The 24,045-nt window shown below is 59.9% G+C and carries 25 protein-coding genes and 1 tRNA gene; all 26 read right to left on the bottom strand.

Going from position 1 to position 24,045, the window contains the following annotated elements:
- Window positions 1-35 precede the first annotated feature (35 nt).
- A complete protein-coding gene (rpsQ, locus tag DCO57_RS14455; RefSeq protein WP_116699621.1) occupies window positions 36-266 on the bottom strand; it encodes a 30S ribosomal protein S17 in 231 nt (76 codons plus the stop codon).
- Window positions 267-276: 10 nt separating this feature from the next.
- On the bottom strand, window positions 277-477 hold the full coding sequence (gene rpmC, locus DCO57_RS14450; protein WP_116699620.1) for a 50S ribosomal protein L29: 201 nt from the start codon (window positions 475-477) through the stop codon (window positions 277-279).
- Window positions 478-497: 20 nt separating this feature from the next.
- On the bottom strand, window positions 498-911 hold the full coding sequence (gene rplP / locus DCO57_RS14445) for a 50S ribosomal protein L16 (protein ID WP_103222488.1): 414 nt from the start codon (window positions 909-911) through the stop codon (window positions 498-500).
- Between the two features lie 47 nt (window positions 912-958).
- Window positions 959-1,687: a 30S ribosomal protein S3 gene (rpsC, locus tag DCO57_RS14440; protein WP_116699619.1), complete on the bottom strand. Its 729-nt coding sequence runs from the start codon at window positions 1,685-1,687 to the stop codon at window positions 959-961.
- The gene (rplV, locus tag DCO57_RS14435) at window positions 1,687-2,067 is read right to left on the bottom strand and encodes a 50S ribosomal protein L22 (RefSeq protein ID WP_116699618.1); all 381 of its coding nucleotides are present in this window, start codon (window positions 2,065-2,067) and stop codon (window positions 1,687-1,689) included. Before rplV ends, rpsC begins: the two co-directional genes overlap by 1 nt.
- 2 nt (window positions 2,068-2,069) lie before the next feature.
- Window positions 2,070-2,348: a 30S ribosomal protein S19 gene (rpsS, locus tag DCO57_RS14430; RefSeq protein ID WP_116699617.1), complete on the bottom strand. Its 279-nt coding sequence runs from the start codon at window positions 2,346-2,348 to the stop codon at window positions 2,070-2,072.
- A gap of 12 nt (window positions 2,349-2,360) precedes the next feature.
- Complete coding sequence (gene rplB, locus DCO57_RS14425; RefSeq protein ID WP_116699616.1) at window positions 2,361-3,194, bottom strand: 50S ribosomal protein L2; 834 nt, start codon at window positions 3,192-3,194, stop codon at window positions 2,361-2,363.
- A gap of 18 nt (window positions 3,195-3,212) precedes the next feature.
- Complete coding sequence (locus tag DCO57_RS14420) at window positions 3,213-3,506, bottom strand: 50S ribosomal protein L23 (protein WP_068416180.1); 294 nt, start codon at window positions 3,504-3,506, stop codon at window positions 3,213-3,215.
- A complete protein-coding gene (gene rplD, locus DCO57_RS14415) occupies window positions 3,503-4,123 on the bottom strand; it encodes a 50S ribosomal protein L4 (protein ID WP_116699615.1) in 621 nt (206 codons plus the stop codon). The genes DCO57_RS14420 and rplD overlap by 4 nt, the downstream gene beginning before the upstream one ends.
- Complete coding sequence (gene rplC, locus DCO57_RS14410; RefSeq protein ID WP_116699614.1) at window positions 4,123-4,833, bottom strand: 50S ribosomal protein L3; 711 nt, start codon at window positions 4,831-4,833, stop codon at window positions 4,123-4,125. Before rplC ends, rplD begins: the two co-directional genes overlap by 1 nt.
- 23 nt (window positions 4,834-4,856) lie before the next feature.
- Window positions 4,857-5,165, bottom strand: a complete 309-nt coding sequence (gene rpsJ, locus DCO57_RS14405; RefSeq protein ID WP_006936455.1) for a 30S ribosomal protein S10 — start codon at window positions 5,163-5,165, stop codon at window positions 4,857-4,859.
- A gap of 72 nt (window positions 5,166-5,237) precedes the next feature.
- Window positions 5,238-6,428 carry an elongation factor Tu gene (gene tuf / locus DCO57_RS14400; RefSeq protein ID WP_116699613.1) on the bottom strand — a complete coding sequence of 397 codons (1,191 nt, stop codon included), beginning with the start codon at window positions 6,426-6,428 and terminating at the stop codon, window positions 5,238-5,240.
- 47 nt (window positions 6,429-6,475) lie between these two features.
- Complete coding sequence (gene fusA / locus DCO57_RS14395) at window positions 6,476-8,551, bottom strand: elongation factor G (RefSeq protein ID WP_116699612.1); 2,076 nt, start codon at window positions 8,549-8,551, stop codon at window positions 6,476-6,478.
- Window positions 8,552-8,576: 25 nt separating this feature from the next.
- Complete coding sequence (gene rpsG, locus DCO57_RS14390) at window positions 8,577-9,047, bottom strand: 30S ribosomal protein S7 (RefSeq protein WP_068419973.1); 471 nt, start codon at window positions 9,045-9,047, stop codon at window positions 8,577-8,579.
- A gap of 11 nt (window positions 9,048-9,058) precedes the next feature.
- Window positions 9,059-9,430 (bottom strand): 30S ribosomal protein S12, encoded by a 372-nt coding sequence (gene rpsL / locus DCO57_RS14385; RefSeq protein WP_006936459.1) that lies wholly within the window; start codon window positions 9,428-9,430, stop codon window positions 9,059-9,061.
- A gap of 576 nt (window positions 9,431-10,006) precedes the next feature.
- Window positions 10,007-10,300: a regulator gene (locus DCO57_RS14380; protein ID WP_116699611.1), complete on the bottom strand. Its 294-nt coding sequence runs from the start codon at window positions 10,298-10,300 to the stop codon at window positions 10,007-10,009.
- Between the two features lie 84 nt (window positions 10,301-10,384).
- On the bottom strand, window positions 10,385-14,584 hold the full coding sequence (gene rpoC, locus DCO57_RS14375) for a DNA-directed RNA polymerase subunit beta' (RefSeq protein WP_116699610.1): 4,200 nt from the start codon (window positions 14,582-14,584) through the stop codon (window positions 10,385-10,387).
- A 92-nt stretch (window positions 14,585-14,676) separates the two neighbouring features.
- Complete coding sequence (rpoB, locus tag DCO57_RS14370) at window positions 14,677-18,816, bottom strand: DNA-directed RNA polymerase subunit beta (protein ID WP_116699609.1); 4,140 nt, start codon at window positions 18,814-18,816, stop codon at window positions 14,677-14,679.
- 289 nt (window positions 18,817-19,105) lie between these two features.
- Window positions 19,106-19,483 (bottom strand): 50S ribosomal protein L7/L12, encoded by a 378-nt coding sequence (gene rplL, locus DCO57_RS14365; RefSeq protein ID WP_116699608.1) that lies wholly within the window; start codon window positions 19,481-19,483, stop codon window positions 19,106-19,108.
- A 60-nt stretch (window positions 19,484-19,543) separates the two neighbouring features.
- Complete coding sequence (rplJ, locus tag DCO57_RS14360; protein WP_116699607.1) at window positions 19,544-20,062, bottom strand: 50S ribosomal protein L10; 519 nt, start codon at window positions 20,060-20,062, stop codon at window positions 19,544-19,546.
- 323 nt (window positions 20,063-20,385) lie between these two features.
- A complete protein-coding gene (gene rplA / locus DCO57_RS14355) occupies window positions 20,386-21,084 on the bottom strand; it encodes a 50S ribosomal protein L1 (protein WP_116699606.1) in 699 nt (232 codons plus the stop codon).
- 4 nt (window positions 21,085-21,088) lie between these two features.
- Entirely contained in the window at window positions 21,089-21,517 is a 429-nt protein-coding gene (rplK, locus tag DCO57_RS14350; protein WP_116699605.1) for a 50S ribosomal protein L11, read from the bottom strand.
- A 265-nt stretch (window positions 21,518-21,782) separates the two neighbouring features.
- Window positions 21,783-22,313, bottom strand: a complete 531-nt coding sequence (gene nusG, locus DCO57_RS14345) for a transcription termination/antitermination protein NusG (RefSeq protein WP_116699604.1) — start codon at window positions 22,311-22,313, stop codon at window positions 21,783-21,785.
- A 54-nt stretch (window positions 22,314-22,367) separates the two neighbouring features.
- Window positions 22,368-22,565 (bottom strand): preprotein translocase subunit SecE, encoded by a 198-nt coding sequence (gene secE / locus DCO57_RS14340; protein WP_116699603.1) that lies wholly within the window; start codon window positions 22,563-22,565, stop codon window positions 22,368-22,370.
- A 103-nt stretch (window positions 22,566-22,668) separates the two neighbouring features.
- Window positions 22,669-22,744: transfer RNA gene (locus DCO57_RS14335), tRNA-Trp, on the bottom strand.
- A gap of 107 nt (window positions 22,745-22,851) precedes the next feature.
- A complete protein-coding gene (gene tuf / locus DCO57_RS14330) occupies window positions 22,852-24,042 on the bottom strand; it encodes an elongation factor Tu (protein ID WP_116699613.1) in 1,191 nt (396 codons plus the stop codon).
- Between the last annotated feature and the right edge of the window lie 3 nt (window positions 24,043-24,045).

The following is a 24,045-nucleotide window of genomic DNA, read 5'->3' as shown; positions in this document are numbered from 1 at the left end:
TCACGTGCGCCTGATGCTCACTGAATGGAGCGCGATCACTGGGTGACCACGGTCCAACGTTTGTTTTTCGAGATCGGCGCGCACTCTTCGATCTGAACAGAGTCGCCAACCTTGTACTGGTTGGTTTCGTCATGCGCCCGGTACTTCTTCGTCCGGCGCACAGTCTTCTTCAAAAGCGGGTGCGTGAAGCGGCGCTCCACGTTCACCGTCACCGTCTTGTCATTGGCGTCGCTGACAACGGTGCCCTGCAGGATACGCTTCGGCATTGCCGTCTCCTTACGCGTTCGCCGTCACACGCTTGTCGCGCATGATCGTCTGGATGCGCGCGATGTCACGGCGGATTTGCCGGACACGCGCAGTATTTTCAAGCTGACCCGTGGCCTTCTGGAAGCGCAGGTTGAACTGCTCTTTCTTCAGGCCCTCAAGCTCACTGCGGAGCTCGTCCAGGGTCTTGGCTCGTACATCGGAAGCCTTCATGGCTGTAACTCCTCGCCTGCCTACTCGCCGATACGCTGAACGAACCGGCACTTGATCGGCAGCTTGGCGGCGGCAAGACGCATGGCTTCACGCGCAATGTCTTCCGGCACACCGTCGATTTCAAACATGATCCGGCCAGGCTTGACGCGGCAAGCCCAGAAATCCGGGGATCCCTTACCTTTACCCATACGGACTTCGGCAGGTTTCGAAGAAACCGGGACGTCCGGGAAGATACGGATCCAGACACGACCTGCACGTTTCATGTGACGGGTCATAGCACGACGGGCCGCTTCGATCTGACGTGCTGTCACACGTTCGGGCTCCAAAGCCTTCAGACCGAATGCGCCGAAGTTGAGGTCGGTGCCTCCCTTCGACAAGCCGTGGATGCGGCCTTTGTGCTGCTTGCGGAACTTTGTGCGCTTCGGTTGCAGCATCGTTCTTCTCTCGTCTTTCTTTTCTTACGAGCGGCAGGCAGCTTGACTTAAGCTGCGCGCTCGCGGCCCCGATCCCGGCGTCCGCCGCGATCACCCTGATGTCCTTCGGAAGCAGCAGTCGCCCGGCGTTCAGACGCCATCGGATCGTGCTCCAGAATTTCACCCTTGAAGATCCAGACCTTCACACCGCACACGCCATAAGCCGTGTGAGCGCTTGCAACACCGTAGTCGATGTCCGCACGCAAGGTGTGAAGCGGCACACGGCCTTCACGGTACCATTCGATACGCGCGATTTCCGCGCCACCGAGACGGCCGCCGCAGTTGATCCGGATGCCCTGGGCGCCAAGACGCATGGCCGACTGAACGGCCCGCTTCATGGCACGACGGAAGGCAACGCGGCGTTCCAGCTGCTGAGCGATCGAAGCGGCAACCAGGGTCGCGTCGATTTCCGGCTTGCGCACTTCAACGATGTTGAGATGCACTTCCGAATTCGTGATATCGGCAATCTTCTTGCGAAGACGTTCGATATCGGCACCCTTCTTGCCGATGACCACACCCGGACGACCGGAGTGAATGGCCACGCGGCACTTCTTGTGCGGGCGCTCGATAACCACCTTGGACACAGCCGCCTGCTTCAGTTCCTTCAGCAGGAACTCACGGATGCGGAAATCTTCATGAAGAAGATCGCCGTATTCGTTCTTGTTCGCATACCAGCGGGAATCCCAGGTACGGTTGATCCCGAGGCGCATGCCGATCGGGTTTGTCTTGTGTCCCATCAGGCAATCTCCTCAGCTTCACGAACGACGATGGTCAGGTTCGAGAACGGCTTCTCGATCCGGCCGACACGTCCGCGTGCACGGGCCTGGAACCGCTTGATGACAAAGGCCTTGCCAACATGAGCCTCGGCAACCACAAGGTTGTCGATGTCCAGGTCATGGTTGTTTTCCGCGTTGGCGACTGCGGACATCAGCGTCTTCTTGACGTCCTGCGCGATGCGCTTGCGGGAGAATGTCAGATCCGCAATCGCGGAACCGACTTTTTTACCACGGATCGAAGCCGCAACGAGGTTCAGCTTGCGCGGCGAAACGCGCAGCATGCGGGTCATTGCCCGGGCCTCGTTGTCAGCGAGCGTCCGCTCACGCTTCGGCTTGCCCATCGTTACTTCCTCTTCGCCTTCTTGTCGGCGCCGTGTCCGTAATAGGTCCGGGTCGGCGAGAACTCACCGAGCTTGTGACCAATCATCTCTTCAGACACCTGCACCGGAACGTGCTTTTGACCGTTGTAGACGCCGAAGGTCAAACCTACGAACTGCGGGAGAACCGTTGAGCGGCGGCTCCAGGTCTTGATGACCTCGTTCCGGCCGGACTCACGAACCTTGTCCGCCTTCTTCAGCAGATACCCGTCGACAAACGGACCTTTCCAGATCGAACGTGCCACGATCCTTGTCCTTTACTTCTTACGCGCGTGGCGGCTGCGGACGATAAACTTATCGGTCTGCTTGTTACGCCGCGTGCGTTTGCCTTTGGTCGGTTTACCCCAGGGAGTAACCGGATGACGTCCGCCGGAAGTCCGGCCTTCACCACCACCATGCGGGTGGTCGATCGGGTTCATGGCAACACCGCGAGTATGCGGACGAATGCCAAGCCAGCGGGAGCGGCCTGCTTTACCCAGGTTCACGTTGGAATGGTCCGGATTGGACACTGCGCCAACGGTTGCCATGCAGGTACCGAGCACACGGCGCTGCTCACCTGACATCAGGCGAAGCGTGGTGTAGCCCTGATCACGGCCAACGATCTGAACGAATGCGCCTGCGGAGCGGGCGACTTGGGCGCCCTTGCCCGGCTTCAGTTCGATGTTGTGTACGATCGTGCCGACCGGAATGCGCGACAGAGGCGCGGCATTGCCCGGCTTCACATCGACGCTTTCGCCGGCAACCACGGTATCTCCGACAGCCAGGCGCTGCGGCGCCAGGATGTAGCTGAGTTCGCCGTCCTCGTAACGGATCAGAGCGATGAATGCGGTCCGGTTCGGATCGTATTCCAGGCGCTCGACCGTTGCCGGCACGTCCCATTTGCGCCGCTTGAAGTCGACAAGACGGTAGGACCGCTTGTGACCGCCACCGCGGTTCGGAGACGTCAGACGACCGGTGTTGTTGCGTCCGCCGGATTTGGACAGGCCTTCGGTCAAGGTCTTGACCGGCTTGCCTTTCCAGAGACCGGAGCGATCAACTTGAACCAGCTGACGGCGGCCTGGGGACGTAGGGTTGAATGTCTTAAGTGCCATTTTTCTTAAGTCCCCGTCTTAGAGCCCGGTGGTCACGTCGATTGCGTGACCTTCCTGCAGCGTTACGACGGCCTTCTTGAAGTCAGACTGACGGCCCAGACGTCCGCGGAAGCGCTTGACCTTGCCCTTGCGGACGAGGGTGTTCACCGCCGTGACCTTGACACCGAACAGCGCTTCGACTGCGGCCTTGATTTCCGGCTTCGTTGCATCATTGGCAACTTTGAAGACAACCTTGTTCTCTTCGGAAGCCATTGTCGCCTTCTCGGTGATTACCGGGCCGACGATCTTGTCATAGTGAGGAAGTTTGCTCATTTGAAGCGCTCCTCAAGTGCGGACACCGCTGCCTTGGTCAACACCAGGGTGTGAGCCCGCAGGATGTCGTAGACGTTGATGCCCTGAACCGGCAACACATCCAGATGCGGAATGTTGCGCGATGCCAGTGCGAAATTGGTATCGACTTCGGCACCGTCGATCACCAGGGCACTGGTCAGGCCGAGCTTTTCGAGCTGAGCCTTCAGGGCCTTGGTCTTCGCTTCCGCCGCCTTGGCGTCTTCCACGATGACGATGCCGTCCGCCTTGGCTTTCGCCGACAGCGCATGCTTCAGGCCGAGGGCGCGAACCTTCTTGGGCAGCTCATGGCCGTGGTCGCGAACGACCGGACCGAATGCTCTGCCGCCACCGCGGAACTGCGGGGCCTTCTTGTTGCCGTGACGTGCACCGCCCGAACCCTTCTGGCGGACGAATTTCTTCGTCGTGCCGGAAACTTCGGAACGGCCCAGCGTCTTGTGGGTGCCGGCCTGGCGTTTCGCCAGCTGCCAACGCACCACACGGTGGATCAAATCGGTGCGCGGCTCGAGACCGAAGATCTCGTCAGACACCGTGATCGAACCGGCCGCCCCGCCTTCGAGGGTCTTGACCTGGAGTTCCATCACTCACTCTCCTTCCCGGCGGCTTCAGTCGCTTCGGATGCCTTGAAGGCTCCCGGAACCGGAACATTTTCCGGCAGCGCCTTCTTGATCGCGTCGCGGACCAGGATCCAGCCGCCCTTGGCGCCCGGAACAGAGCCCTCGACCATGATCAGGCCACGCTCAACATCAGTGCGCACAACCTTGAGGTTCTGCGTGGTCACGCGGGCGTCGCCCATGTGACCGGCCATCTTCTTGCCCTTGAACACGCGGCCCGGGTCCTGACACTGACCGGTGGAACCGTGTGAACGGTGCGAGACAGAGTTACCGTGCGTCGCACGGCCACCACCGAAGTTGTGGCGCTTCATCGCACCGGCAAAACCTTTACCGATGGACGTGCCCGTCACGTCGACGAACTGGCCTTCGACGTAATGGTCAGCGGTCAGTTCCGCGCCAACGTCGATCAGATTGTCCGCGGAAACGCGGAACTCTGCGACGGTTCGTTTCGGTTCGACTTTTGCGACGGCAAAGTGGCCGCGCAAGGCCTTCGGTGTATTCTTGACTTTACGGATACCGGCGCCGAGCTGCAGCGCAGTGTAACCATTTTTTTCGTCAGTCCGGTGGGCAACCACCTGGCAATTTTCCAGCCGCAGAACAGTGACCGGAACATGCTCGCCCGCATCATTGTAAATGCGGGTCATGCCCACTTTCTGAGCGATCACTCCAGAACGCATGGATGTGTCCCCTTTGACCCGCTTTAGAGCTTGATCTCGACGTCGACACCAGCGGCAAGATCGAGCTTCATCAGCGCGTCCACCGTCTGGGGCGTCGGATCAACGATATCGAGAAGGCGCTTATGCGTACGCATCTCGAACTGATCCCGGCTTTTCTTATCGATATGCGGACCGCGAAGCACCGTGTACTTCTCAATCCGCGTCGGCAGCGGTACGGGACCCCGTACCTGAGCACCGGTCCGCTTTGCCGTATTGACGATCTCCTTGGTGGAGGCGTCCAGAATACGGTGGTCAAACGCTTTCAGGCGGATCCGGATATTCTGACCGTTCATTGTTATTGTTCCCAACAAGACTGCGGGCCTGCCCGCGTTTCATTCAAAATCACCGGCAGGCCCGGCTGTCGATTATTCGATGATGGATGCGACGACGCCGGCGCCGACGGTACGACCACCTTCGCGGATAGCGAAGCGCAGGCCTTCTTCCATGGCGATCGGCACGATCAGTTCGACGTCAACGGACACGTTGTCGCCCGGCATGACCATTTCCGTGCCTTCCGGCAGGGAAACAACACCCGTCACATCCGTCGTGCGGAAGTAGAACTGCGGACGGTAGTTGGTAAAGAACGGTGTATGACGACCGCCCTCTTCCTTCGTCAGGATGTAGGCCTCTGCCTTGAACTTCGTGTGCGGCGTAACCGAACCCGGCTTGCAAAGAACCTGGCCGCGCTCGACGTCCTCACGGGCAACACCACGGATCAGCGCACCGATGTTGTCGCCTGCTTCGCCGCTGTCCAGCAGCTTGCGGAACATCTCAACGCCGGTAACCGTCGTCTTGGTGGTGTCCTTGATGCCGACGATCTCGACTTCCTCGCCAACCTTGACGATGCCGCGCTCCACACGACCGGTGACAACCGTGCCACGGCCGGAGATCGAGAACACGTCTTCGATCGGCATCAGGAACGGAAGGTCCTTCGGACGCTCCGGGGTCGGGATGTAGGCGTCGACCTGAGCCATCAGCTCGCGGATCGCGTCACGGCCGATGGCCGGATCACGATTTTCCACGGCTGCCAGCGCGGAGCCCTTGACGATCGGAATGTCGTCGCCCGGGAACTCGTAGGAAGACAGAAGCTCGCGGATTTCCATTTCGACGAGCTCGAGAAGCTCTTCGTCGTCGACCTGGTCAACCTTGTTCATGAAGACGACCAGTGCCGGAACGCCGACCTGACGGGCAAGCAGGATGTGCTCGCGGGTCTGCGGCATCGGGCCATCGGCTGCGGACACCACAAGAATGCCGCCGTCCATCTGCGCCGCGCCGGTGATCATGTTCTTCACATAATCGGCGTGACCCGGGCAATCGACGTGAGCATAGTGACGGTTTTCCGTCTCGTACTCGACATGGGCCGTCGAGATCGTGATACCGCGTGCCTTTTCTTCAGGCGCGCCGTCGATCTCGTCGTAAGCTTTCGCTGTCGCACCGCCGGTCTCAGCCAGCGTCATGGTGATTGCAGCTGTCAGCGTCGTCTTGCCGTGGTCAACGTGGCCAATCGTGCCAATGTTAACGTGCGGCTTCGTGCGCTCAAATTTTTCTTTCGCCATCGGATTACTCCGTTTCTCTATTTCTTTATGACATCAAGAGGTTGGGGTCAGGCGTATTTCGCCTGAACCTCTTCGGCGACAGCCTGCGGCACCTGCTCGTAGTGATCGAACACCATCGAGTATTGCGCGCGGCCCTGAGACATGGAACGCAGGTTGTTCACGTAACCAAACATGTTGGCCAGCGGAACCATGGCGGTAATGACCGTGACAACACCGCGGTTTTCGGTGCCAGCAATCTGGCCGCGGCGGGAATTCAGGTCACCAATCACATCACCCATGTAGTCTTCCGGGGTGACAACCTCGACCTTCATGATCGGCTCGAGCAGTTTCGGGCCGGCCTTCTGAATGCCTTCGCGGAAACCGGCACGACCGGCGATTTCGAAGGCCAGGACCGACGAGTCGACGTCGTGATAAGCACCGTCGATCAGGGTCGCCTTGATATCGAGCATCGGGAACCCGGCAATCGGACCGGAGGACATGACACTTTCGATACCCTTGGCAACACCCGGGATATATTCCTTCGGAACGTTACCGCCGACAATCTTGCTTTCGAAGACGAAGCCTTCGTTCGACTCACCCGGCTCGATAACGAGCTTGATGCGTGCGAACTGGCCGGAACCACCGGACTGCTTCTTGTGGGTGTAATCCACTTCGGCGACCTTGGTGATGGTCTCGCGGTAGGCCACCTGCGGCGCACCGATGTTGGCCTCGACCTTGAATTCGCGCTTCATGCGGTCGACGATGATGTCCAGATGCAGCTCGCCCATGCCGGCGATGATGGTCTGACCGGATTCTTCGTCTGTCTTCACGCGGAAGGACGGATCTTCGGCAGCCAGGCGGTTCAGGGCAAGGCCCATCTTTTCCTGGTCACCCTTGGTCTTCGGCTCCACGGCGATCTCGATGACCGGCTCGGGGAATTCCATGCGTTCCAGGATCACCGGCTTCAGCGGATCACACAGGGTGTCGCCGGTCGTGGTGTCCTTGAGACCTGCGATGGCAACGATGTCACCAGCATAGGCGACTTCGATGTCTTCGCGGGAGTTGGAATGCATCTGCATCATCCGGCCGACACGCTCGCGCTTGTCCTTGACCGTGTTGAGCAGGGACATGCCCTTGTTCAGCACACCGGAATAGATCCGGCAGAAGGTCAGCGAACCGACGAACGGATCGTTGGCGATCTTGAAGGCCAGAAGGCTGAGCGGCTCGTCATCGGAAGAAACGCGTTCGACTTCTTCTTCGGTCTTCGGGTCGACACCCTTGATCGACGGAACTTCGATCGGGTTCGGCAGATAATCAACAACCGCATCAAGAAGCGGCTGGACGCCCTTGTTCTTGAAGGCGGAACCGCAGAAGACGGGAACGAACTCGTTGTTGATCGTGCCCTTGCGGATGATCTCCTGGAGCTTCTCGAAGGAAGGCTCCTCGCCTTCCAGATAGGCTTCCATGGACGCTTCGTCGGCTTCCACGGCGGTCTCGATGAGAAGATCACGCATTTCCTGTGCGCGGTCCGCAAGATCGGCCGGGATATCGACTTCGTCCCATGCGGCGCCGAGGTTTTCGGCCTGCCAGATGAGCGCCTTCATTTTCAGAAGGTCGATACAACCCTGGAATTCGTTTTCGGCACCAACCGGGATCTGCATCACAAGCGGGATCGCACCGAGGCGTTCCTTGATCATCTTGACGCAGCGATCGAAATCGGCGCCGAGCTTGTCCATCTTGTTGACGAAGATCATCCGCGGAACGTGATACTTGTCGGCCTGACGCCAGACAGTCTCGGTCTGCGGCTCCACACCGGCGTTCGCATCCAGAAGAGCGACAGCGCCATCGAGCACACGCAGGGAACGTTCAACTTCAATAGTGAAGTCGACGTGGCCCGGGGTGTCGATGATGTTCAGACGCTTTTCTTTCCAGAAAGCGGTCGTCGCAGCAGAGGTGATCGTGATGCCACGCTCCTGCTCCTGCTCCATCCAGTCCATGGTGGCTGCGCCGTCATGGACTTCACCGATCTTGTGGCTTTTACCAGTGTAGTAGAGGATCCGCTCCGTCGTGGTGGTCTTCCCTGCATCGATGTGAGCCATGATGCCGAAGTTGCGGTAGTCCTCGATATTATGCGTGCGCGCCATTGCGTCAGCCCTTCGAAGTCACAAATTACCAGCGATAGTGCGAGAACGCGCGGTTGGCATCGGCCATCCTGTGCGTGTCTTCGCGCTTCTTCACTGCAGTACCACGGTTGTTGGCCGCATCGAGCAGCTCGCCGGACAGACGATCAACCATTGTGGTTTCGTTACGGTTGCGCGCAGCTGTGATCAACCAGCGGATCGCCAGCGCCTGACGGCGCTCGGTGCGAACTTCGACCGGCACCTGGTAGGTTGCACCACCAACACGGCGGGAGCGCACTTCCACTTGCGGCATGACGTTCTCAAGAGCAGCGTGAAACACCTCGATCGGGTTTTCGCGCGCCTTGTTTTCGACGACATCGAAGGCACCGTAGACGATGCGTTCGGCGGCGGACTTCTTGCCGTCGTACATGATCGAATTCATGAACTTGGTGACGACAACATCCCCGAACTTCGGATCCGGGTTGATTTCGCGTTTTTCAGCGCGGTGACGACGGGACATCTGTGTGCTCCTTACTTCGGCCGCTTGGCGCCGTATTTCGAACGGCGCTGCTTACGATCCTTGACGCCCTGGGTATCGAGCACACCACGGATAATGTGGTAACGCACACCCGGCAAATCCTTCACGCGGCCGCCACGGATCATGACCACCGAGTGTTCCTGAAGGTTGTGGCCTTCACCCGGGATATAACCGATGACTTCGAAACCGTTGGTCAGGCGGATCTTGGCCACCTTACGCAGAGCCGAGTTCGGCTTCTTCGGCGTCGTCGTGTAAACGCGGGTGCAAACACCACGCTTCTGGGGGCAGGCCTCCATGGCCGGCACCTTGTTCCGCTTCGGCGGATCTTTCCGCGGCTTGCGGATCAGCTGGTTGATGGTCGGCATTCTTTGCCCTTTACCTTGTCCATCCAAAAATTCGTATGCAACTGCAGTCCTGCGCTGACCTGCATCCTGAAAGCGGACCCTTTCAAGACATGCAGAATCGCGCCCGCGCGCTCCGAAGAGCGGCCGGCGCTGCGAAAAACCAGAGGACCACGAGTTACCTCGCGGTCATGCAATCGACGCTTATTCGCCTATGTAACCCGGCAGCGTTTAAAAGGATTGGGTCCTGCGCTTAAGGTCGCGCTGGACGGTTCACTCTTACCGCCTGCCCTTGGGATGCGCGGAAACTACCCATATGCACCCATTGCGTCAAGCGATTTATCGAAAAAACCGCATTTCCGGCAAAGCCGGTCTTGTCACCCTGTTTTGAAGCCTATTTCCGCCGGAAAGGCCAACTTATCGCAACAACAGGGCGGGTATTTTGTAATTTTATTTCGCGGCCGGATTCATTGATTCCCCGCCGACATCTCCCGGCGGGAATCGCCTTGCCGTTCAAAGGCCCCTGCGCCGGATTCGCAAACCGGCGCGATTGCGCGCAGGCTCACTCCCTCCCCGCGGGTCCGCCGCGCCATTCAGGCGTCAGGCGGTAAAGGTGACCACTGCCACATTGCCGGCGAGCGCATCCTGATAGGCCCCTTCATAGACCGCATCGTCCGGTTCTCCGTCCATGACGCCGATCTGGTCGAGTTCGGCCTCGGCGAAGCCCTGGGCGGACAGCGATTCCAGCGTCTTGCGGACGGCATCGTCCTCATCCGCCGCACTCAGCAGCGCATGGATCGTGATGGCGTCGTCCGGCAAGGCGTTCTCCTTCTCCCAGACCCTGCCGATCACGATGTAGACCACCGGTTCCATTTCAACGTCATTGTCGTTCATGTCACGGACCTCTTTTTCTCGCTTGAGACAAGAAAGGCCGCCCGGAGGCGGCCTTTGTTATCATGTCGGTCGTCATGCCGCCCTTTACTCGGCAGGCCCGGTCATGTCTTCCAGAAGGCCTTCCGCGGCGCTTTCCGAGGATTGCTGGCGCTGCGCTTCCTGGATCAGGTCGTCGCGATGCGCGGCAATCTTGCGGATCCGCTTCATGACCCCGCCCGTACCGGCCGGGATCAGGCGACCCACGATGACATTCTCCTTCAGGCCGACAAGCGGGTCGACCTTTCCGTTGACAGCCGCATCGGTAAGAACGCGGGTCGTCTCCTGGAAGGAGGCGGCGGAGAAGAAGGACCGTGTCTGCAGAGACGCCTTGGTGATCCCGAGCAGGACCGGAGAGCCCTTGGCCGGATCGCGGGCATTGTCGATCGCCCGGCGGTTGGCATCCTCGAAATCGAGCTTGTCGACCTGTTCGCCGGAGAAGAACTCCGTATCGCCCGGATCGGTAATCTCGATTTTCTGCAGCATCTGACGGACAATCACCTCGATGTGCTTGTCGTTGATGGTCACACCCTGCAGACGGTAGACTTCCTGGATCTCGTTGACGAGATAGGCGGCCAGCGCCTCCACGCCCTTGACGGCCAGGATGTCGTGCGGTGCCGGATTGCCGTCGAGAATATACTCGCCCTTTTCAATGGCATCGCCTTCCTGCAGATGGAAGTGCTTGCCTTTCGGGATGAGGTATTCGACGGGCTCCGCACCTTCCTCGGAAGGATCGATGATGACGCGACGCTTGTTCTTGTAGTCGCGGCCGAAGCGGATCGTGCCGTCGATTTCGGCAATGATCGCGTGATCCTTCGGACGACGGGCCTCGAACAGCTCGGCCACACGCGGCAGACCACCGGTGATGTCCTTGGTCTTGGCGCTTTCCAGCGGGATACGGGCCAGAACGTCACCAGCCTTGACGGTGGCGCCGGGCTGGACGGACAGGATCGCATCTACCGAAAGCATCAGACGGGCATCGGAGCCACGCTGAGTTTTCGAGATCTCGCCCTTCTCGTTCTTGACGACGATGGCCGGCTTCAGATCGGCACCGCGCTGGGAAGAACGCCAGTCGATGACGACACGCTTGGTGATGCCGGTCGCCTCGTCGGCCGTTTCCTGCACGGATGCACCGTCGACCAGATCCTCGAAGTCCACGATACCGTCGACTTCCGCAAGCATCGGCCGGGTATAGGGATCCCATTCGGCAATCCGCTGACCGCGCTTGACCGCATCGCCCTCGTCCACATGCAGCCTGGAACCATAGGCAACACGGTGCACGGCGCGCTCATTGCCGTCGCTGTCGATGACAACGATGGACATGTTGCGGACCATGGCAATCAGGTTGCCTTCGGAATCACGCTGAACCGAACGGTTGCGCATCTTGATCGTGCCGTCGACATTGGACTCGATGAAGGAGCTGTCGACCACCTGCGCCGTACCGCCGATGTGGAACGTCCGCATCGTCAGCTGGGTACCCGGTTCGCCGATGGACTGCGCGGCGATAACGCCGACGGCCTCACCGAGGTTGACCGGTGTCCCGCGGGCAAGGTCACGGCCGTAGCAGGTCGCGCACACACCCGTTTCGGTTTCACAGGTCAGAACCGAGCGGATCTTGATCTGCTGAACCTTGGCGGCCTCGACGGCATCCACATCCTTCTCGTCGATCAGCTTGCCCTTGGGAACAAGCAATTCGCCGGTCAGATTGTTGAAGACGTCTTCGGCGGTCGTGCGGCCGAGAACGCGCATGCCCAGTGTGGCAATGACGTTACCGGCATCGACGATCGGTGCCACGGTGATACCGCGTTCGGAACCGCAATCCGGCTCCAGGATGATCGAATCCTGTGCGACATCCACCAGACGACGGGTCAGGTAACCGGAGTTCGCGGTCTTCAGCGCCGTGTCGGCCAGTCCCTTACGGGCACCGTGGGTGGAGTTGAAGTACTCCAGAACCGACAGGCCTTCCTTGAAGTTCGAGATGATCGGGTTCTCGATGATCGACCCGTCCGGCTTGGCCATCAGGCCACGCATGCCGGCCAGCTGCTTCATCTGCTGGGGCGAACCACGCGCACCGGAGTGGGACATCATGTAGACCGAGTTCATCGGCTTCTGGCGTCCGGTCTCCTCGTCGATCTGGACCGCCTTGATGCGGGCCATCATCTCGTCGGCGATCTTGTCCGTGCATTTCGCCCAGGCATCGACAACCTTGTTGTACTTCTCGCCCTGAGTGATCAGACCGTCGTTGTACTGCTGCTCGTATTCGGTGGCGAGCGCGGTCGTCTCGGCGACCAGCTTGGTCTTGGTGTCCGGGATGACCATGTCGTCCATGCCGAAGGAAATGCCGGCTCTGCAGGCATTGCGGAACCCGAGCTGCATGATCCGGTCACAGAAGATGACCGTCTCCTTCTGACCGCAGGCACGGTAAACCGTGTCGATCATCTTGGAGATGTCCTTCTTGGTCATCAGCTTGTTGCAGACGTCGAAGGGCACTTCATGATGCTTGGGCAGAAGTTCCGCGATCAGCATGCGGCCAGGGGTGGTCTCGATGATCTCGGACGTCGGATTGCCGTCCGCATCGATGTTCTTGTAGCGGCCTCTGATCTTGGTGTGCAGCGTGATGACCTTGTTGGCCAGCGCATGGTGGATCTCGCCGATGTCGCCGAAGGCCATGTTCTCGCCAGGCTCGCCCTCTGCCATGATGGACAGATAGTAGAGACCCAGAACAATATCCTGCGAGGGAACGATGATGGGACCACCGTTCGCCGGGTGCAGAATGTTGTTGGTGGACATCATCAGCGTACGCGCTTCCAGCTGGGCTTCCAGCGAAAGCGGCACGTGAACGGCCATCTGGTCACCGTCGAAGTCGGCGTTGAACGCCGAACACACGAGCGGATGCAGCTGGATCGCCTTGCCCTCGATGAGCGTCGGTTCGAACGCCTGGATGCCGAGACGGTGCAGGGTCGGAGCACGGTTAAGAAGAACCGGATGCTCGCGGATCACCTCGTCGAGGATATCCCAGACTTCCGGACGTTCCTTTTCCACCAGCTTCTTGGCCTGCTTGACCGTAGAGGAGAAGCCCTTGGCGTCGAGGCGCGAATAGATGAACGGCTTGAACAGCTCGAGCGCCATCTTCTTCGGCAGTCCGCACTGATGCAGCTTCAGTTCCGGACCCACGGTGATCACCGAACGGCCGGAATAGTCGACACGTTTGCCGAGCAGGTTCTGACGGAAGCGGCCCTGCTTGCCCTTGAGCATGTCGGACAGCGACTTCAGCGGACGCTTGTTGGCACCGGTGATAACGCGGCCGCGGCGGCCGTTGTCGAACAGGGCGTCCACGGACTCCTGCAGCATGCGCTTCTCGTTCCGGATGATGATGTCCGGAGCACGCAGTTCCATCAGCCGGCGCAGACGGTTGTTACGGTTGATCACGCGGCGGTACAGATCGTTCAGATCCGAGGTCGCGAACCGGCCGCCGTCAAGCGGAACCAGCGGACGAAGATCCGGCGGGATGACCGGAACCACGGTCATGATCATCCATTCCGGACGGTTGCCCGATTCCATGAAGGCTTCGATGACCTTCAGACGCTTGGCCAGTTTCTTCGGCTTCAGCTCGGTGGTCGCCTCGGCGATCTCCTGGCGAAGCTTCTCGCTTTCACGCTCCAGATCCATGCTCATCAGGATCTCGCGGATCGCTTCGGCACCGATCATCGCGGTGAAGGCATCCTCGCCATACTCTTCCTGAGCAACGGCGAAGTCTTCTTCCGACAGAAGCTGATGCTGCTTGAGCGGCGTCAGACCCGGCTCGAGAACCACGTAGTTCTCGAAATAGAGCACGCGCTCCAGATCCTTCAGCGTCATGTCGAGCAGCAGGCCGATGCGGCTCGGCAGAGACTTCAGGAACCAGATGTGAGCGACCGGAGCGGCCAGCTCGATATGGCCCATGCGCTCGCGGCGAACCCGCGACAGGGTGACTTCGACGCCACACTTCTCGCAGATGACGCCCTTGTATTTCATGCGCTTGTATTTGCCGCACAGGCATTCGTAGTCCTTGATCGGACCGAAGATGCGTGCGCAGAACAGACCGTCGCGTTCCGGCTTGAACGTACGGTAGTTGATGGTCTCCGGCTTTTTGATTTCGCCGAAAGACCATGACAAAATCTTCTCCGGGCTCGCGAGCGAAATCCGGATATTGTCGAAGGTCTGTGCGGGAGCCTGCTGATTGAACAGGTTCATGACCTCATGATTCATGGTCCATCTCCTTCGATGCACGGGCGGGAAGCGGGCGTTGTTGCCCCTCCCCGTCTCCGGCATACCAAGTCATTCGGGGTCCGTTGCCGGGGTTATTCCGCTGCGTCAGCAGTTTCTTCCCCGGCAATCATGGGTTTGTCATTACGTTGCAGTTCAACGTTGAGACCCAGCGACCGCATTTCCTTCACGAGCACGTTGAAGCTTTCCGGTATGCCCGCCTCGAACGTGTCGTCGCCGCGAACGATGGCCTCATAGACCTTCGTACGGCCGGCAACATCGTCCGACTTGACAGTGAGCATTTCCTGCAGCGTGTAGGCCGCACCGTAAGCTTCAAGCGCCCAGACTTCCATTTCCCCGAAGCGCTGACCACCGAACTGCGCCTTGCCTCCCAGCGGCTGCTGGGTAACGAGCGAGTACGGACCGATCGAACGGGCATGGATCTTGTCATCGACCAGGTGGTGGAGCTTGAGCATGTAGATGTAGCCCACGGTCACCTTGCGGTCGAATTCCTCACCGGTCCGCCCGTCGTAGAGCACGGACTGGCCGCTCGTATCGTAGCCGGCGATGTTGAGCGCATCGACAACGTCAGGTTCGCGGGCTCCGTCGAAGACCGGCGTCGCGATAGAAACGCCCTTCTTCAGCTGGTCCGCCAGGCGCACGATGCTCTCGTCATCATATTCCTGGACGGGATCGCCCTTGAGGTTGTCGCCGTAGATCTCGACGATCTTGCCACGCAGCTCGTTGATCTCGCCGGACTTGCGGTACTCTTCGTAGAGTTCACCGATCCGCTTGCCCATGCCGCGGCAGGCCCAGCCCAGATGGGTTTCCAGGATCTGGCCGACGTTCATGCGCGAGGGAACGCCGAGCGGGTTGAGCACGATGTCGACATGGGTGCCGTCCGCCAGGAACGGCATGTCCTCGCAAGGATTGATCTTGGACACCACACCCTTGTTGCCGTGACGGCCGGCCATCTTGTCGCCCGGCTGAAGCTTGCGCTTCACGGCAACGAAAACCTTGACCATCTTCATGACACCCGGCGGCAGTTCGTCTCCGCGCTGCAGTTTCTCGACCTTGTCGATGAACCGCTGCTCGAGGCGCTTGCGGCTGTCGTCATACTGGCCGCGCAGGGCTTCGATTTCGGACATGAACTTCTCGTCGTCGCAGGCAAACTGCCACCACTGCGAGCGCGGGAAGTCGTTGAGAACGTCCCCGGTCAGTTCCGTGTCCTTCTTGAAGCCCTTGGGACCGGCAATGGCCGACTTGCCCATCAGCATCTCGGCCAGACGGCCGTAGACGTTGCGGTCGAGGATCGCCTGTTCATCGTCGCGGTCCTTCGCGAGACGCTCGATTTCCTCGCGCTCGATCGCCATCGCGCGCTCGTCCTTTTCAACGCCGTGGCGATTGAAGACGCGCACTTCGACGACCGTGCCGGAAACTCCCGGCGGCAGACGCAGGGACGTATCGCGGACATCGGAGGCCTTCTCACCGAAGATGGCACGCAGAAGCTTTTCTTCCGGCGTCATCGGGCTTTCACCCTTCGGCGTGATCTTGCCCACGAGGATATCGCCCGGATGAAGTTCGGCGCCGATATAGACGATGCCGGCTTCGTCGAGGTTCTTCAGCGCTTCTTCCGAAACATTCGGAATATCGCGGGTGATTTCCTCAGGCCCAAGCTTGGTGTCGCGCGCCATCACCTCGAATTCTTCCAGGTGGATGGAGGTGAACACGTCGTCGGAGACGATGCGTTCGGACAGGAGGATGGAATCCTCGAAGTTGTAGCCGTTCCAGGGCATGAACGCGACGAGCACGTTCTTGCCGAGCGCCAGATCGCCGAGGTCGGTCGACGGACCATCCGCGATGATATCGCCCTTGTTGATCCGGTCACCCACACGCACCAGCGGACGCTGGTTGATACAGGTGTTCTGGTTCGAACGCTGGAACTTCTGCAGGCGGTAGATGTCGACGCCGGACTTGCCCGGATCGAGATCTTCCGTCGCCCGGATGACGATACGGGTGGCGTCCACCTGGTCGACCACGCCGGCACGGCGGGCGCCGATGGCGGCCCCGGAATCGCGTGCCACGATCGGCTCCATGCCGGTTCCCACGAACGGCGCTTCGGCGCGCACCAGAGGCACGGCCTGACGCTGCATGTTCGAGCCCATCAGGGCGCGGTTCGCATCGTCGTTTTCCAGGAACGGAATGAGCGCGGCGGCAACCGAGACAAGCTGTTTCGGCGACACGTCCATCAGGTCCACCTTTTCAGAGGGGACCATCATGTTTTCACCGGCGTGACGGCAGGTGATCAGCTCTTCGGTGAAGTGCCCCTCGTCGTTGTAGACGGCGTTGGACTGCGCAACGTAGTGCTTGGCCTCTTCCATGGCGGAGAGATAGACGACCTCGTTGGTAACGGTGCCGTCCTTCACCTTGCGGTACGGGCTTTCGATGAAGCCGTACTTGTTGACACGCGCAAAGGTCGCCAGGGAGTTGATCAGACCGATGTTCGGGCCTTCCGGCGTTTCGATCGGGCAGATACGGCCGTAGTGCGTCGGGTGAACGTCGCGGACTTCGAAGCCCGCGCGTTCGCGCGTCAGACCGCCCGGCCCAAGTGCCGACAGGCGGCGCTTGTGGGTGACTTCCGACAGCGGGTTGGTCTGATCCATGAACTGCGACAGCTGCGAGGATCCGAAGAACTCGCGCACGGCGGCAGCCGCCGGCTTGGCGTTGATCAGATCCTGCGGCATGACCGTGTCGATCTCGACGGAGCTCATCCGCTCCTTGATCGCACGTTCCATGCGCAGAAGGCCGACGCGATACTGGTTTTCCATCAACTCACCGACAGACCGCACACGGCGGTTGCCGAGGTTGTCGATGTCATCGATGTCGCCCCGTCCGTCGCGCAGGTCGAGAAGAACCCGGATAACTTCCAGGATGTCTTCCTTGCGCAGCGTGCGGACCGTGTCCTCGCACTGGAGATCGAGACGCATGTTCATCTTCACGCGGCCGACCGCGGACAGATCATAGCGTTCCCCGTCGAAGAACAGCGACTGGAACATCGCTTCGGCGGTATCGATGGTGGGCGGCTCGCCCGGACGCATCACGCGGTAGATATCGAACAGCGCGTCTTCGCGGGACTCGTTCTTGTCGACCGCGAGCGTGTTGCGGATATAGGCACCGGTGTTGACGTGGTCGATGTCGAGCATCGACAGCTCGTGATAGCCGCGTTCGACAAGCTCTTCCAGCAGCTTTTCGGTGATTTCCGTACCGGCTTCGGCGTAGATCTCGCCGCTGGTCGCATCGACGATGTCCTCGGCGAGATACTGCCCGTGCAGATCCTCATCGGTGACCTTCAGGGCGGTGACGCCCTTCTCATCGAGCTGCTTGATGGTCCGCGCGGTGATCTTGCGGCCGCCTTCGACAACGACTTCGCCGCTGTCGGCGTCGATCAGGTCATAGGAGGCCTTGGTGCCCTTCAGACGGGCGCCGTCGAACGGCATGCGCCAGGCCCCGTCCTTCTGACGGGTATAGTCGACGCGCTTGTAGAAGGTGTTCAGGATCTCTTCGCCGTCCAGGCCCAGAGCCATCAGCAGCGAGGTGACCGGGATCTTGCGGCGGCGGTCGATGCGGGCATGCACGATGTCCTTGGCATCGAACTCGATGTCGAGCCAGGAACCGCGATAGGGAATCACGCGGGCGGCGAACAGCAGCTTGCCGGACGAATGGGTCTTGCCCTTGTCGTGATCGAAGAACACGCCCGGGGAGCGGTGCATCTGGGAGACGATCACGCGCTCGGTGCCGTTGACGATGAACGTGCCGTTGTCGGTCATGAGCGGCATGTCGCCCATGTAGACATCCTGCTCCTTGATGTCTTTGACGGACTTGGCGCCGGTATCTTCGTCGACGTCGAACACGATGAGGCGCAGGGTGACTTTCAGCGGCGCAGCGAAGGTCATGTCGCGCTGGCGGCACTCGTCGACATCGTATTTGGGAGCTTCAAATTCGTAGGACACGAACTCCAGAAGGGAGGTGCCCGCAAAATCGGAAATGGGAAATACGGACTGGAAGACCGCTTCAAGGCCTTCAATCTTGCGGCCGCCACCGGGCATCTCGTCGACCTGCAGAAACTGGTCGTAGGATGCTTTCTGAACCTCGATGAGATTGGGCATAGCCGCGACATCGCGGATCGATCCGTAATATTTACGGACCTTTTTGCGACCGTTGAACGTTTGGGTCATTGTCGCTCCTCGTATCGGCCGGGTAACGGCTTCCCGAAACGCCCCTTGTCCAATCGGGCCACCGCCCGGGCGCTTCGGAAAACCGTCCCCCTAGATCAACCTGCCTTGAAGTGCCATCACTCTAAGGCGGACCGGTTGATCGGTCTAAGGGGTCCAGGGCACCTTGGTCTGCGTCCTCGCGAACACAGGATGCCCTAGTGGGACTTTTGCCCCGGAAACGGGTGGAACCCGCCGGGGCAAGTAACGGTCCCGGGAAACCCGGGACCGCCTGAAAGGCAATAAGCCTTTGTTATTTCAGCTCGACAGAAGCGCCTGCTTCTTCCAGCTTTTTCTTCAGCTCTTCAGCTTCGTCCTTGCTGACAGCTTCCTTGACCGGCTTCGGAGCGGACTCAACGAGCTCCTTGGCTTCTTTCAGGCCAAGACCGGTGATTGCACGGACTTCCTTGATGACGTTGATTTTCTTGTCGCCGGCGGCGGTCAGAACAACGTCAAATTCGGTTTTCTCTTCAGCAGCGGCAGCTTCACCGGCACCACCGGCAACAGCAGCAACTGCAACCGGAGCAGCGGCGGAAACGCCCCACTTGTCTTCCAGAAGCTTCGAAAGTTCAGCAGCTTCCATCACGGTCAGTGCGGACAGTTCTTCAACGAGCTTTTCAAGATCAGCCATTTTCTAAGTACCTTAAGTTCGAACCAGTAACGGTTTCATAAGACAATGTATCTGGACGCCTTACGCGGCCTCGTCCTTCTTGGCATACGCGCCGAAGACGCGGGCGAGCTGCCCGGCCGGTGCGTTGACAACCTGGGCAATCCGGGATGCCGGGGTCTGAATCATGCCAACCAGTTTCGCGCGCAGCTCATCGAGCGACGGCATGGTTGCCAGAGACTTGACCCCGTCCGGGTTCAGGTTGGTCGTGCCAAGAGCACCGCCAAGGATTGCAAACTTGTCGTTTGCCTTGGCGAAATCGACGGCTGCTTTCGGAGCTGCTACCGGATCGTCGGAGTAGACGAGTACGGTCGGGCCCTGAAACAGGTCGGAGATGTGCTCAAGGTCAGTGCCTTGAAGGGCGAGTTTGATAAGGCGGTTCTTTGCGACTTTCACAGTGCCGCCGGCTTCGCGCACAGATGCCCGCAACGCGGTCATCTGGGCAACCGAAAGACCTGCATAGTGCGCAACGACAACAACACCGGTGTTACCCAGTTCGGCGTTGAGAGACGTCACGAACTCGTGCTTTTCCGCTCTTTCCACTTGCCTTCTCCATTTGGCGGCGTTGCCGCCGCCGGTTTACCTTTGCCGCCAGGCGGATGGTCCCGAACCCGGTACCGTCCCGCTGGACGACGCTCAGGGTCCTGTCCCCTCACCTTCACACCCATGAGGCGTGCGGCAAGGTCTGGTTCGAACCTCGGTTTCCGCTTGCGCGGAGAATTCGGTTCTCACCCATCTATGCAGGCCTTTGCGGCTTAAGCCGGTTTCCCGGCACCTGCAGTCTCGGACAGGGTAACCCGGCGGCGAGCCGCCGGGTCGTTCCGGCCTTTCGGCCGAAATCTTGGTTTCAATCCGGAAACCCCGGATTATTCGCCAGCGATGCTGGCCAGATCCACTTTCAGACCCGGGCCCATCGTCGAGGAAACGGCGATGCGCTTCAGGTAGGAACCTTTCGAGCCGGAAGGCTTGGCCTTCTGGACGGCGTCGATCAGGGCCCTGACGTTCTGCGAGATGGCTTCCTCGGAGAAAGACACCTTGCCGACGCCCGCATGCACGATACCGGCCTTCTCGACGCGGAACTGGACAGCGCCGCCCTTGGCATCCTTCACCGCGGCGGTCACGTCCGGTGTGACCGTACCGACTTTCGGGTTCGGCATCAGGCCGCGCGGGCCAAGCACCTTGCCGAGACGGCCGACCAGCGGCATCATGTCCGGAGTCGCAATGCAGCGATCGAAATCGATCTTGCCGCCCTGGACTTCCTGGACCAGCTCTTCCGCACCGACCACATCCGCGCCGGCAGCCTTGGCTTCGTCGGCCTTGTCGCCACGAGCGAACACGGCAACGCGAACGTTCTTGCCGGTGCCGTTCGGAAGCACACATACGCCACGGACCATCTGGTCCGCATGGCGCGGGTCGACACCGAGATTGATCGCGACTTCGACGGTCTCGTCGAATTTCGTCTTGGAACGTCCCTTTACGAGACCGATGGCCTCATCCAGGGAATATTCCTTGTTGCGGTCCAGGCCTTCACGCGCTGCCTTGATGCGTTTTCCAACTTTAGCCATGATCTTACTCCGATACCTCCAGGCCCATGGACCGGGCGGAACCTTCGACCATCAGCATTGCTGCATCGATGTCGTTGGCGTTCAGGTCCTTCATCTTGGCTTCGGCGATTTCCTTTACCTGAGCCCGGGTCACGGACCCGACAACACCGCGGCCCGGAGTCGCCGACCCCTTCTGCAGCTTGGCGGCCTTCTTCAGGAAGAAGCTAACCGGAGCCGTCTTCACTTCGAACGTGAAGGACTTGTCGGAGTAATAGGTAATCACGGTCGGGCACGGAGCACCCTTTTCCACATCCTGGGTCTGCGCGTTGAACGCCTTGCAGAATTCCATGATGTTCAGACCACGCTGACCGAGCGCTGGCCCGATGGGCGGCGACGGCGTCGCGGATCCTGCCGGCACCTGAAGCTTCAGGAAACCATCAATTTTCTTCGCCATATCTGTCTCCAGTCATTTGCATCCGGACGGCAATCCGTCTGCATGGGAGCTGGTGGTCCGGTCCGTGCCGATGCCCGGCGAAGAGCATCAGGACCTTCCACCCGTTTCAATCCCGGCGCCACCCTCGCGGGCAATCCGTCGGGCACTCAAACCGCCTTCGGGGCATCGCGCATTCGGCAGAACGCCGCGCCACCCCGATTCGACCGATTCTCCGTCTTCATCCGATAGCAGGTGAGGACGGGACGATCGACAGACGGTCAAACAGTCAGAGCTTGTCGACCTGACCGAATTCCAGTTCCACCGGCGTCGCCCGACCGAAGATGGACACGGCCACCTTGAGACGCGCACGCTCGTCGTCCACTTCCTCGACAAGGCCGGAGAAGGAGGCGAACGGCCCGTCGGACACGCGCACCTGCTCGCCCACCTCGAAGGTAACGGACGGCTTCGGCCGGTCCACGCCTTCCTGAACCTGGTTCAGGATGCGCAGGGCTTCCTTTTCCGGGATCGGCATCGGCTTCTGGTCCGACCCCAGGAACCCGGTGACTTTCGGCGTGTCCTTGATCAGGTGAAACGCCTCGTTGGTCATCTCCATCTTCACCAGGACATAGCCCGGGAAGAACTTGCGCTCCGCATCGACCTTGCGGCCTCGGCGCACCTCGACGACCTTTTCCATCGGAACGAGAATTTCCTCGAACAGATCGGACAGACCTTTCTGCTCGGCCTTTTCGCGAATGGACTCGGCGACCTTCTTCTCAAAATTGGAATAGGCGTGCACAATGTACCAGCGCTTGGCCATAGATCTCAGTTCCGTTTCTTGTTCTTTGTCTTCAAAGCCGGCGGCGTGCTGCAACTAGCCGCCCACACCCAGCAGATAGCCTATCCCGAGGCTCATCAACTGATCCGCCACGAGAAAGAAGATCGAGGCGATCAACACCATGATGAACACCATGATGGTGGTCACGGCGGTCTCGCGGCGCGTCGGCCAAGTCACCTTGGACGTTTCAGAGCGCACTTCCTGGATGAATTTGAAGGGATTGGTCTTCGCCATTCCGGTTCCGGTCTGTTAAATACGAGTGGGCGCGCGAAAAACCTTCGCGCGCCTCACTCGAGGAAACTCTTAAGCCCTCGAGGGCGATTAATCAAGAGCAAATTGGCAGGGGCAGCAGGGTTCGAACCCGCGACCTACGGTTTTGGAGACCGTCGCTCTACCAGCTGAGCTATACCCCTTCAAAAGGACCGCCTGCGGCGACCCGCTCCTGATACCCCCTGATGCCGCGTACCGCAACATTTAAGAGGGCAAACTGCCGGGCGCAAGCCCGGCAGTCCGTTTCATCTTATTCGATGATGGATGCGACGACGCCGGCGCCGACGGTACGACCACCTTCGCGGATAGCGAAGCGCAGGCCTTCTTCCATGGCGATCGGCACGATCAGTTCGACGTCAACGGACACGTTGTCGCCCGGCATGACCATTTCCGTGCCTTCCGGCAGGGAAACAACACCCGTCACATCCGTCGTGCGGAAGTAGAACTGCGGACGGTAGTTGGTAAAGAACGGTGTATGACGACCGCCCTCTTCCTTCGTCAGGATGTAGGCCTCTGCCTTGAACTTCGTGTGCGGCGTAACCGAACCCGGCTTGCAAAGAACCTGGCCGCGCTCGACGTCCTCACGGGCAACACCACGGATCAGCGCACCGATGTTGTCGCCTGCTTCGCCGCTGTCCAGCAGCTTGCGGAACATCTCAACGCCGGTAACCGTCGTCTTGGTGGTGTCCTTGATGCCGACGATCTCGACTTCCTCGCCAACCTTGACGATGCCGCGCTCCACACGACCGGTGACAACCGTGCCACGGCCGGAGATCGAGAACACGTCTTCGATCGGCATCAGGAACGGAAGGTCCTTCGGACGCTCCGGGGTCGGGATGTAGGCGTCGACCTGAGCCATCAGCTCGCGGATCGCGTCACGGCCGATGGCCGGATCACGATTTTCCACGGCTGCCAGCGCGGAGCCCTTGACGATCGGAATGTCGTCGCCCGGGAACTCGTAGGAAGACAGAAGCTCGCGGATTTCCATTTCGACGAGCTCGAGAAGCTCTTCGTCGTCGACCTGGTCAACCTTGTTCATGAAGACGACCAGTGCCGGAACGCCGACCTGACGGGCAAGCAGGATGTGCTCGCGGGTCTGCGGCATCGGGCCATCGGCTGCGGACACCACAAGAATGCCGCCGTCCATCTGCGCCGCGCCGGTGATCATGTTCTTCACATAATCGGCGTGACCCGGGCAATCGACGTGAGCATAGTGACGGTTTTCCGTCTCGTACTCGACATGGGCCGTCGAGATCGTGATACCGCGTGCCTTTTCTTCAGGCGCGCCGTCGATCTCGTCGTAAGCTTTCGCTGTCGCACCGCCGGTCTCAGCCAGCGTCATGGTGATTGCAGCTGTCAGCGTCGTCTTGCCGTGGTCAACGTGGCCAATCGTGCCAATGTTAACGTGCGGCTTCGTGCGCTCAAATTTTTCTTTCGCCATCGG

This window comes from Labrenzia sp. 011 (genome assembly GCF_003075075.1).
In the GTDB taxonomy this organism is placed as follows: domain Bacteria; phylum Pseudomonadota; class Alphaproteobacteria; order Rhizobiales; family Stappiaceae; genus Roseibium.
This window is presented reverse-complemented; position numbering and strand designations above follow the sequence as displayed.

Bases quoted from the DNA above. Each gene is read 5' to 3' on its own strand.
- rpsQ (WP_116699621.1), bottom strand. From the start codon at position 266: ATGCCGAAGCGTATCCTGCAGGGCACCGTTGTCAGCGACGCCAATGAC.
- rpmC (WP_116699620.1), bottom strand. From the start codon at position 477: ATGAAGGCTTCCGATGTACGAGCCAAGACCCTGGACGAGCTCCGCAGT.
- rplP (WP_103222488.1), bottom strand. From the start codon at position 911: ATGCTGCAACCGAAGCGCACAAAGTTCCGCAAGCAGCACAAAGGCCGC.
- rpsC (WP_116699619.1), bottom strand. From the start codon at position 1,687: ATGGGACACAAGACAAACCCGATCGGCATGCGCCTCGGGATCAACCGT.
- rplV (WP_116699618.1), bottom strand. From the start codon at position 2,067: ATGGGCAAGCCGAAGCGTGAGCGGACGCTCGCTGACAACGAGGCCCGG.
- rplB (WP_116699616.1), bottom strand. From the start codon at position 3,194: ATGGCACTTAAGACATTCAACCCTACGTCCCCAGGCCGCCGTCAGCTG.
- DCO57_RS14420 (WP_068416180.1), bottom strand. From the start codon at position 3,506: ATGAGCAAACTTCCTCACTATGACAAGATCGTCGGCCCGGTAATCACC.
- rplD (WP_116699615.1), bottom strand. From the start codon at position 4,123: ATGGAACTCCAGGTCAAGACCCTCGAAGGCGGGGCGGCCGGTTCGATC.
- rplC (WP_116699614.1), bottom strand. From the start codon at position 4,833: ATGCGTTCTGGAGTGATCGCTCAGAAAGTGGGCATGACCCGCATTTAC.
- rpsJ (WP_006936455.1), bottom strand. From the start codon at position 5,165: ATGAACGGTCAGAATATCCGGATCCGCCTGAAAGCGTTTGACCACCGT.
- tuf (WP_116699613.1), bottom strand. From the start codon at position 6,428: ATGGCGAAAGAAAAATTTGAGCGCACGAAGCCGCACGTTAACATTGGC.
- fusA (WP_116699612.1), bottom strand. From the start codon at position 8,551: ATGGCGCGCACGCATAATATCGAGGACTACCGCAACTTCGGCATCATG.
- rpsG (WP_068419973.1), bottom strand. From the start codon at position 9,047: ATGTCCCGTCGTCACCGCGCTGAAAAACGCGAAATCAACCCGGATCCG.
- rpsL (WP_006936459.1), bottom strand. From the start codon at position 9,430: ATGCCGACCATCAACCAGCTGATCCGCAAGCCGCGGAAAGATCCGCCG.
- DCO57_RS14380 (WP_116699611.1), bottom strand. From the start codon at position 10,300: ATGAACGACAATGACGTTGAAATGGAACCGGTGGTCTACATCGTGATC.
- rpoC (WP_116699610.1), bottom strand. From the start codon at position 14,584: ATGAATCATGAGGTCATGAACCTGTTCAATCAGCAGGCTCCCGCACAG.
- rpoB (WP_116699609.1), bottom strand. From the start codon at position 18,816: ATGACCCAAACGTTCAACGGTCGCAAAAAGGTCCGTAAATATTACGGA.
- rplL (WP_116699608.1), bottom strand. From the start codon at position 19,483: ATGGCTGATCTTGAAAAGCTCGTTGAAGAACTGTCCGCACTGACCGTG.
- rplA (WP_116699606.1), bottom strand. From the start codon at position 21,084: ATGGCTAAAGTTGGAAAACGCATCAAGGCAGCGCGTGAAGGCCTGGAC.
- rplK (WP_116699605.1), bottom strand. From the start codon at position 21,517: ATGGCGAAGAAAATTGATGGTTTCCTGAAGCTTCAGGTGCCGGCAGGA.
- nusG (WP_116699604.1), bottom strand. From the start codon at position 22,313: ATGGCCAAGCGCTGGTACATTGTGCACGCCTATTCCAATTTTGAGAAG.
- secE (WP_116699603.1), bottom strand. From the start codon at position 22,565: ATGGCGAAGACCAATCCCTTCAAATTCATCCAGGAAGTGCGCTCTGAA.
- tuf (WP_116699613.1), bottom strand. From the start codon at position 24,042: ATGGCGAAAGAAAAATTTGAGCGCACGAAGCCGCACGTTAACATTGGC.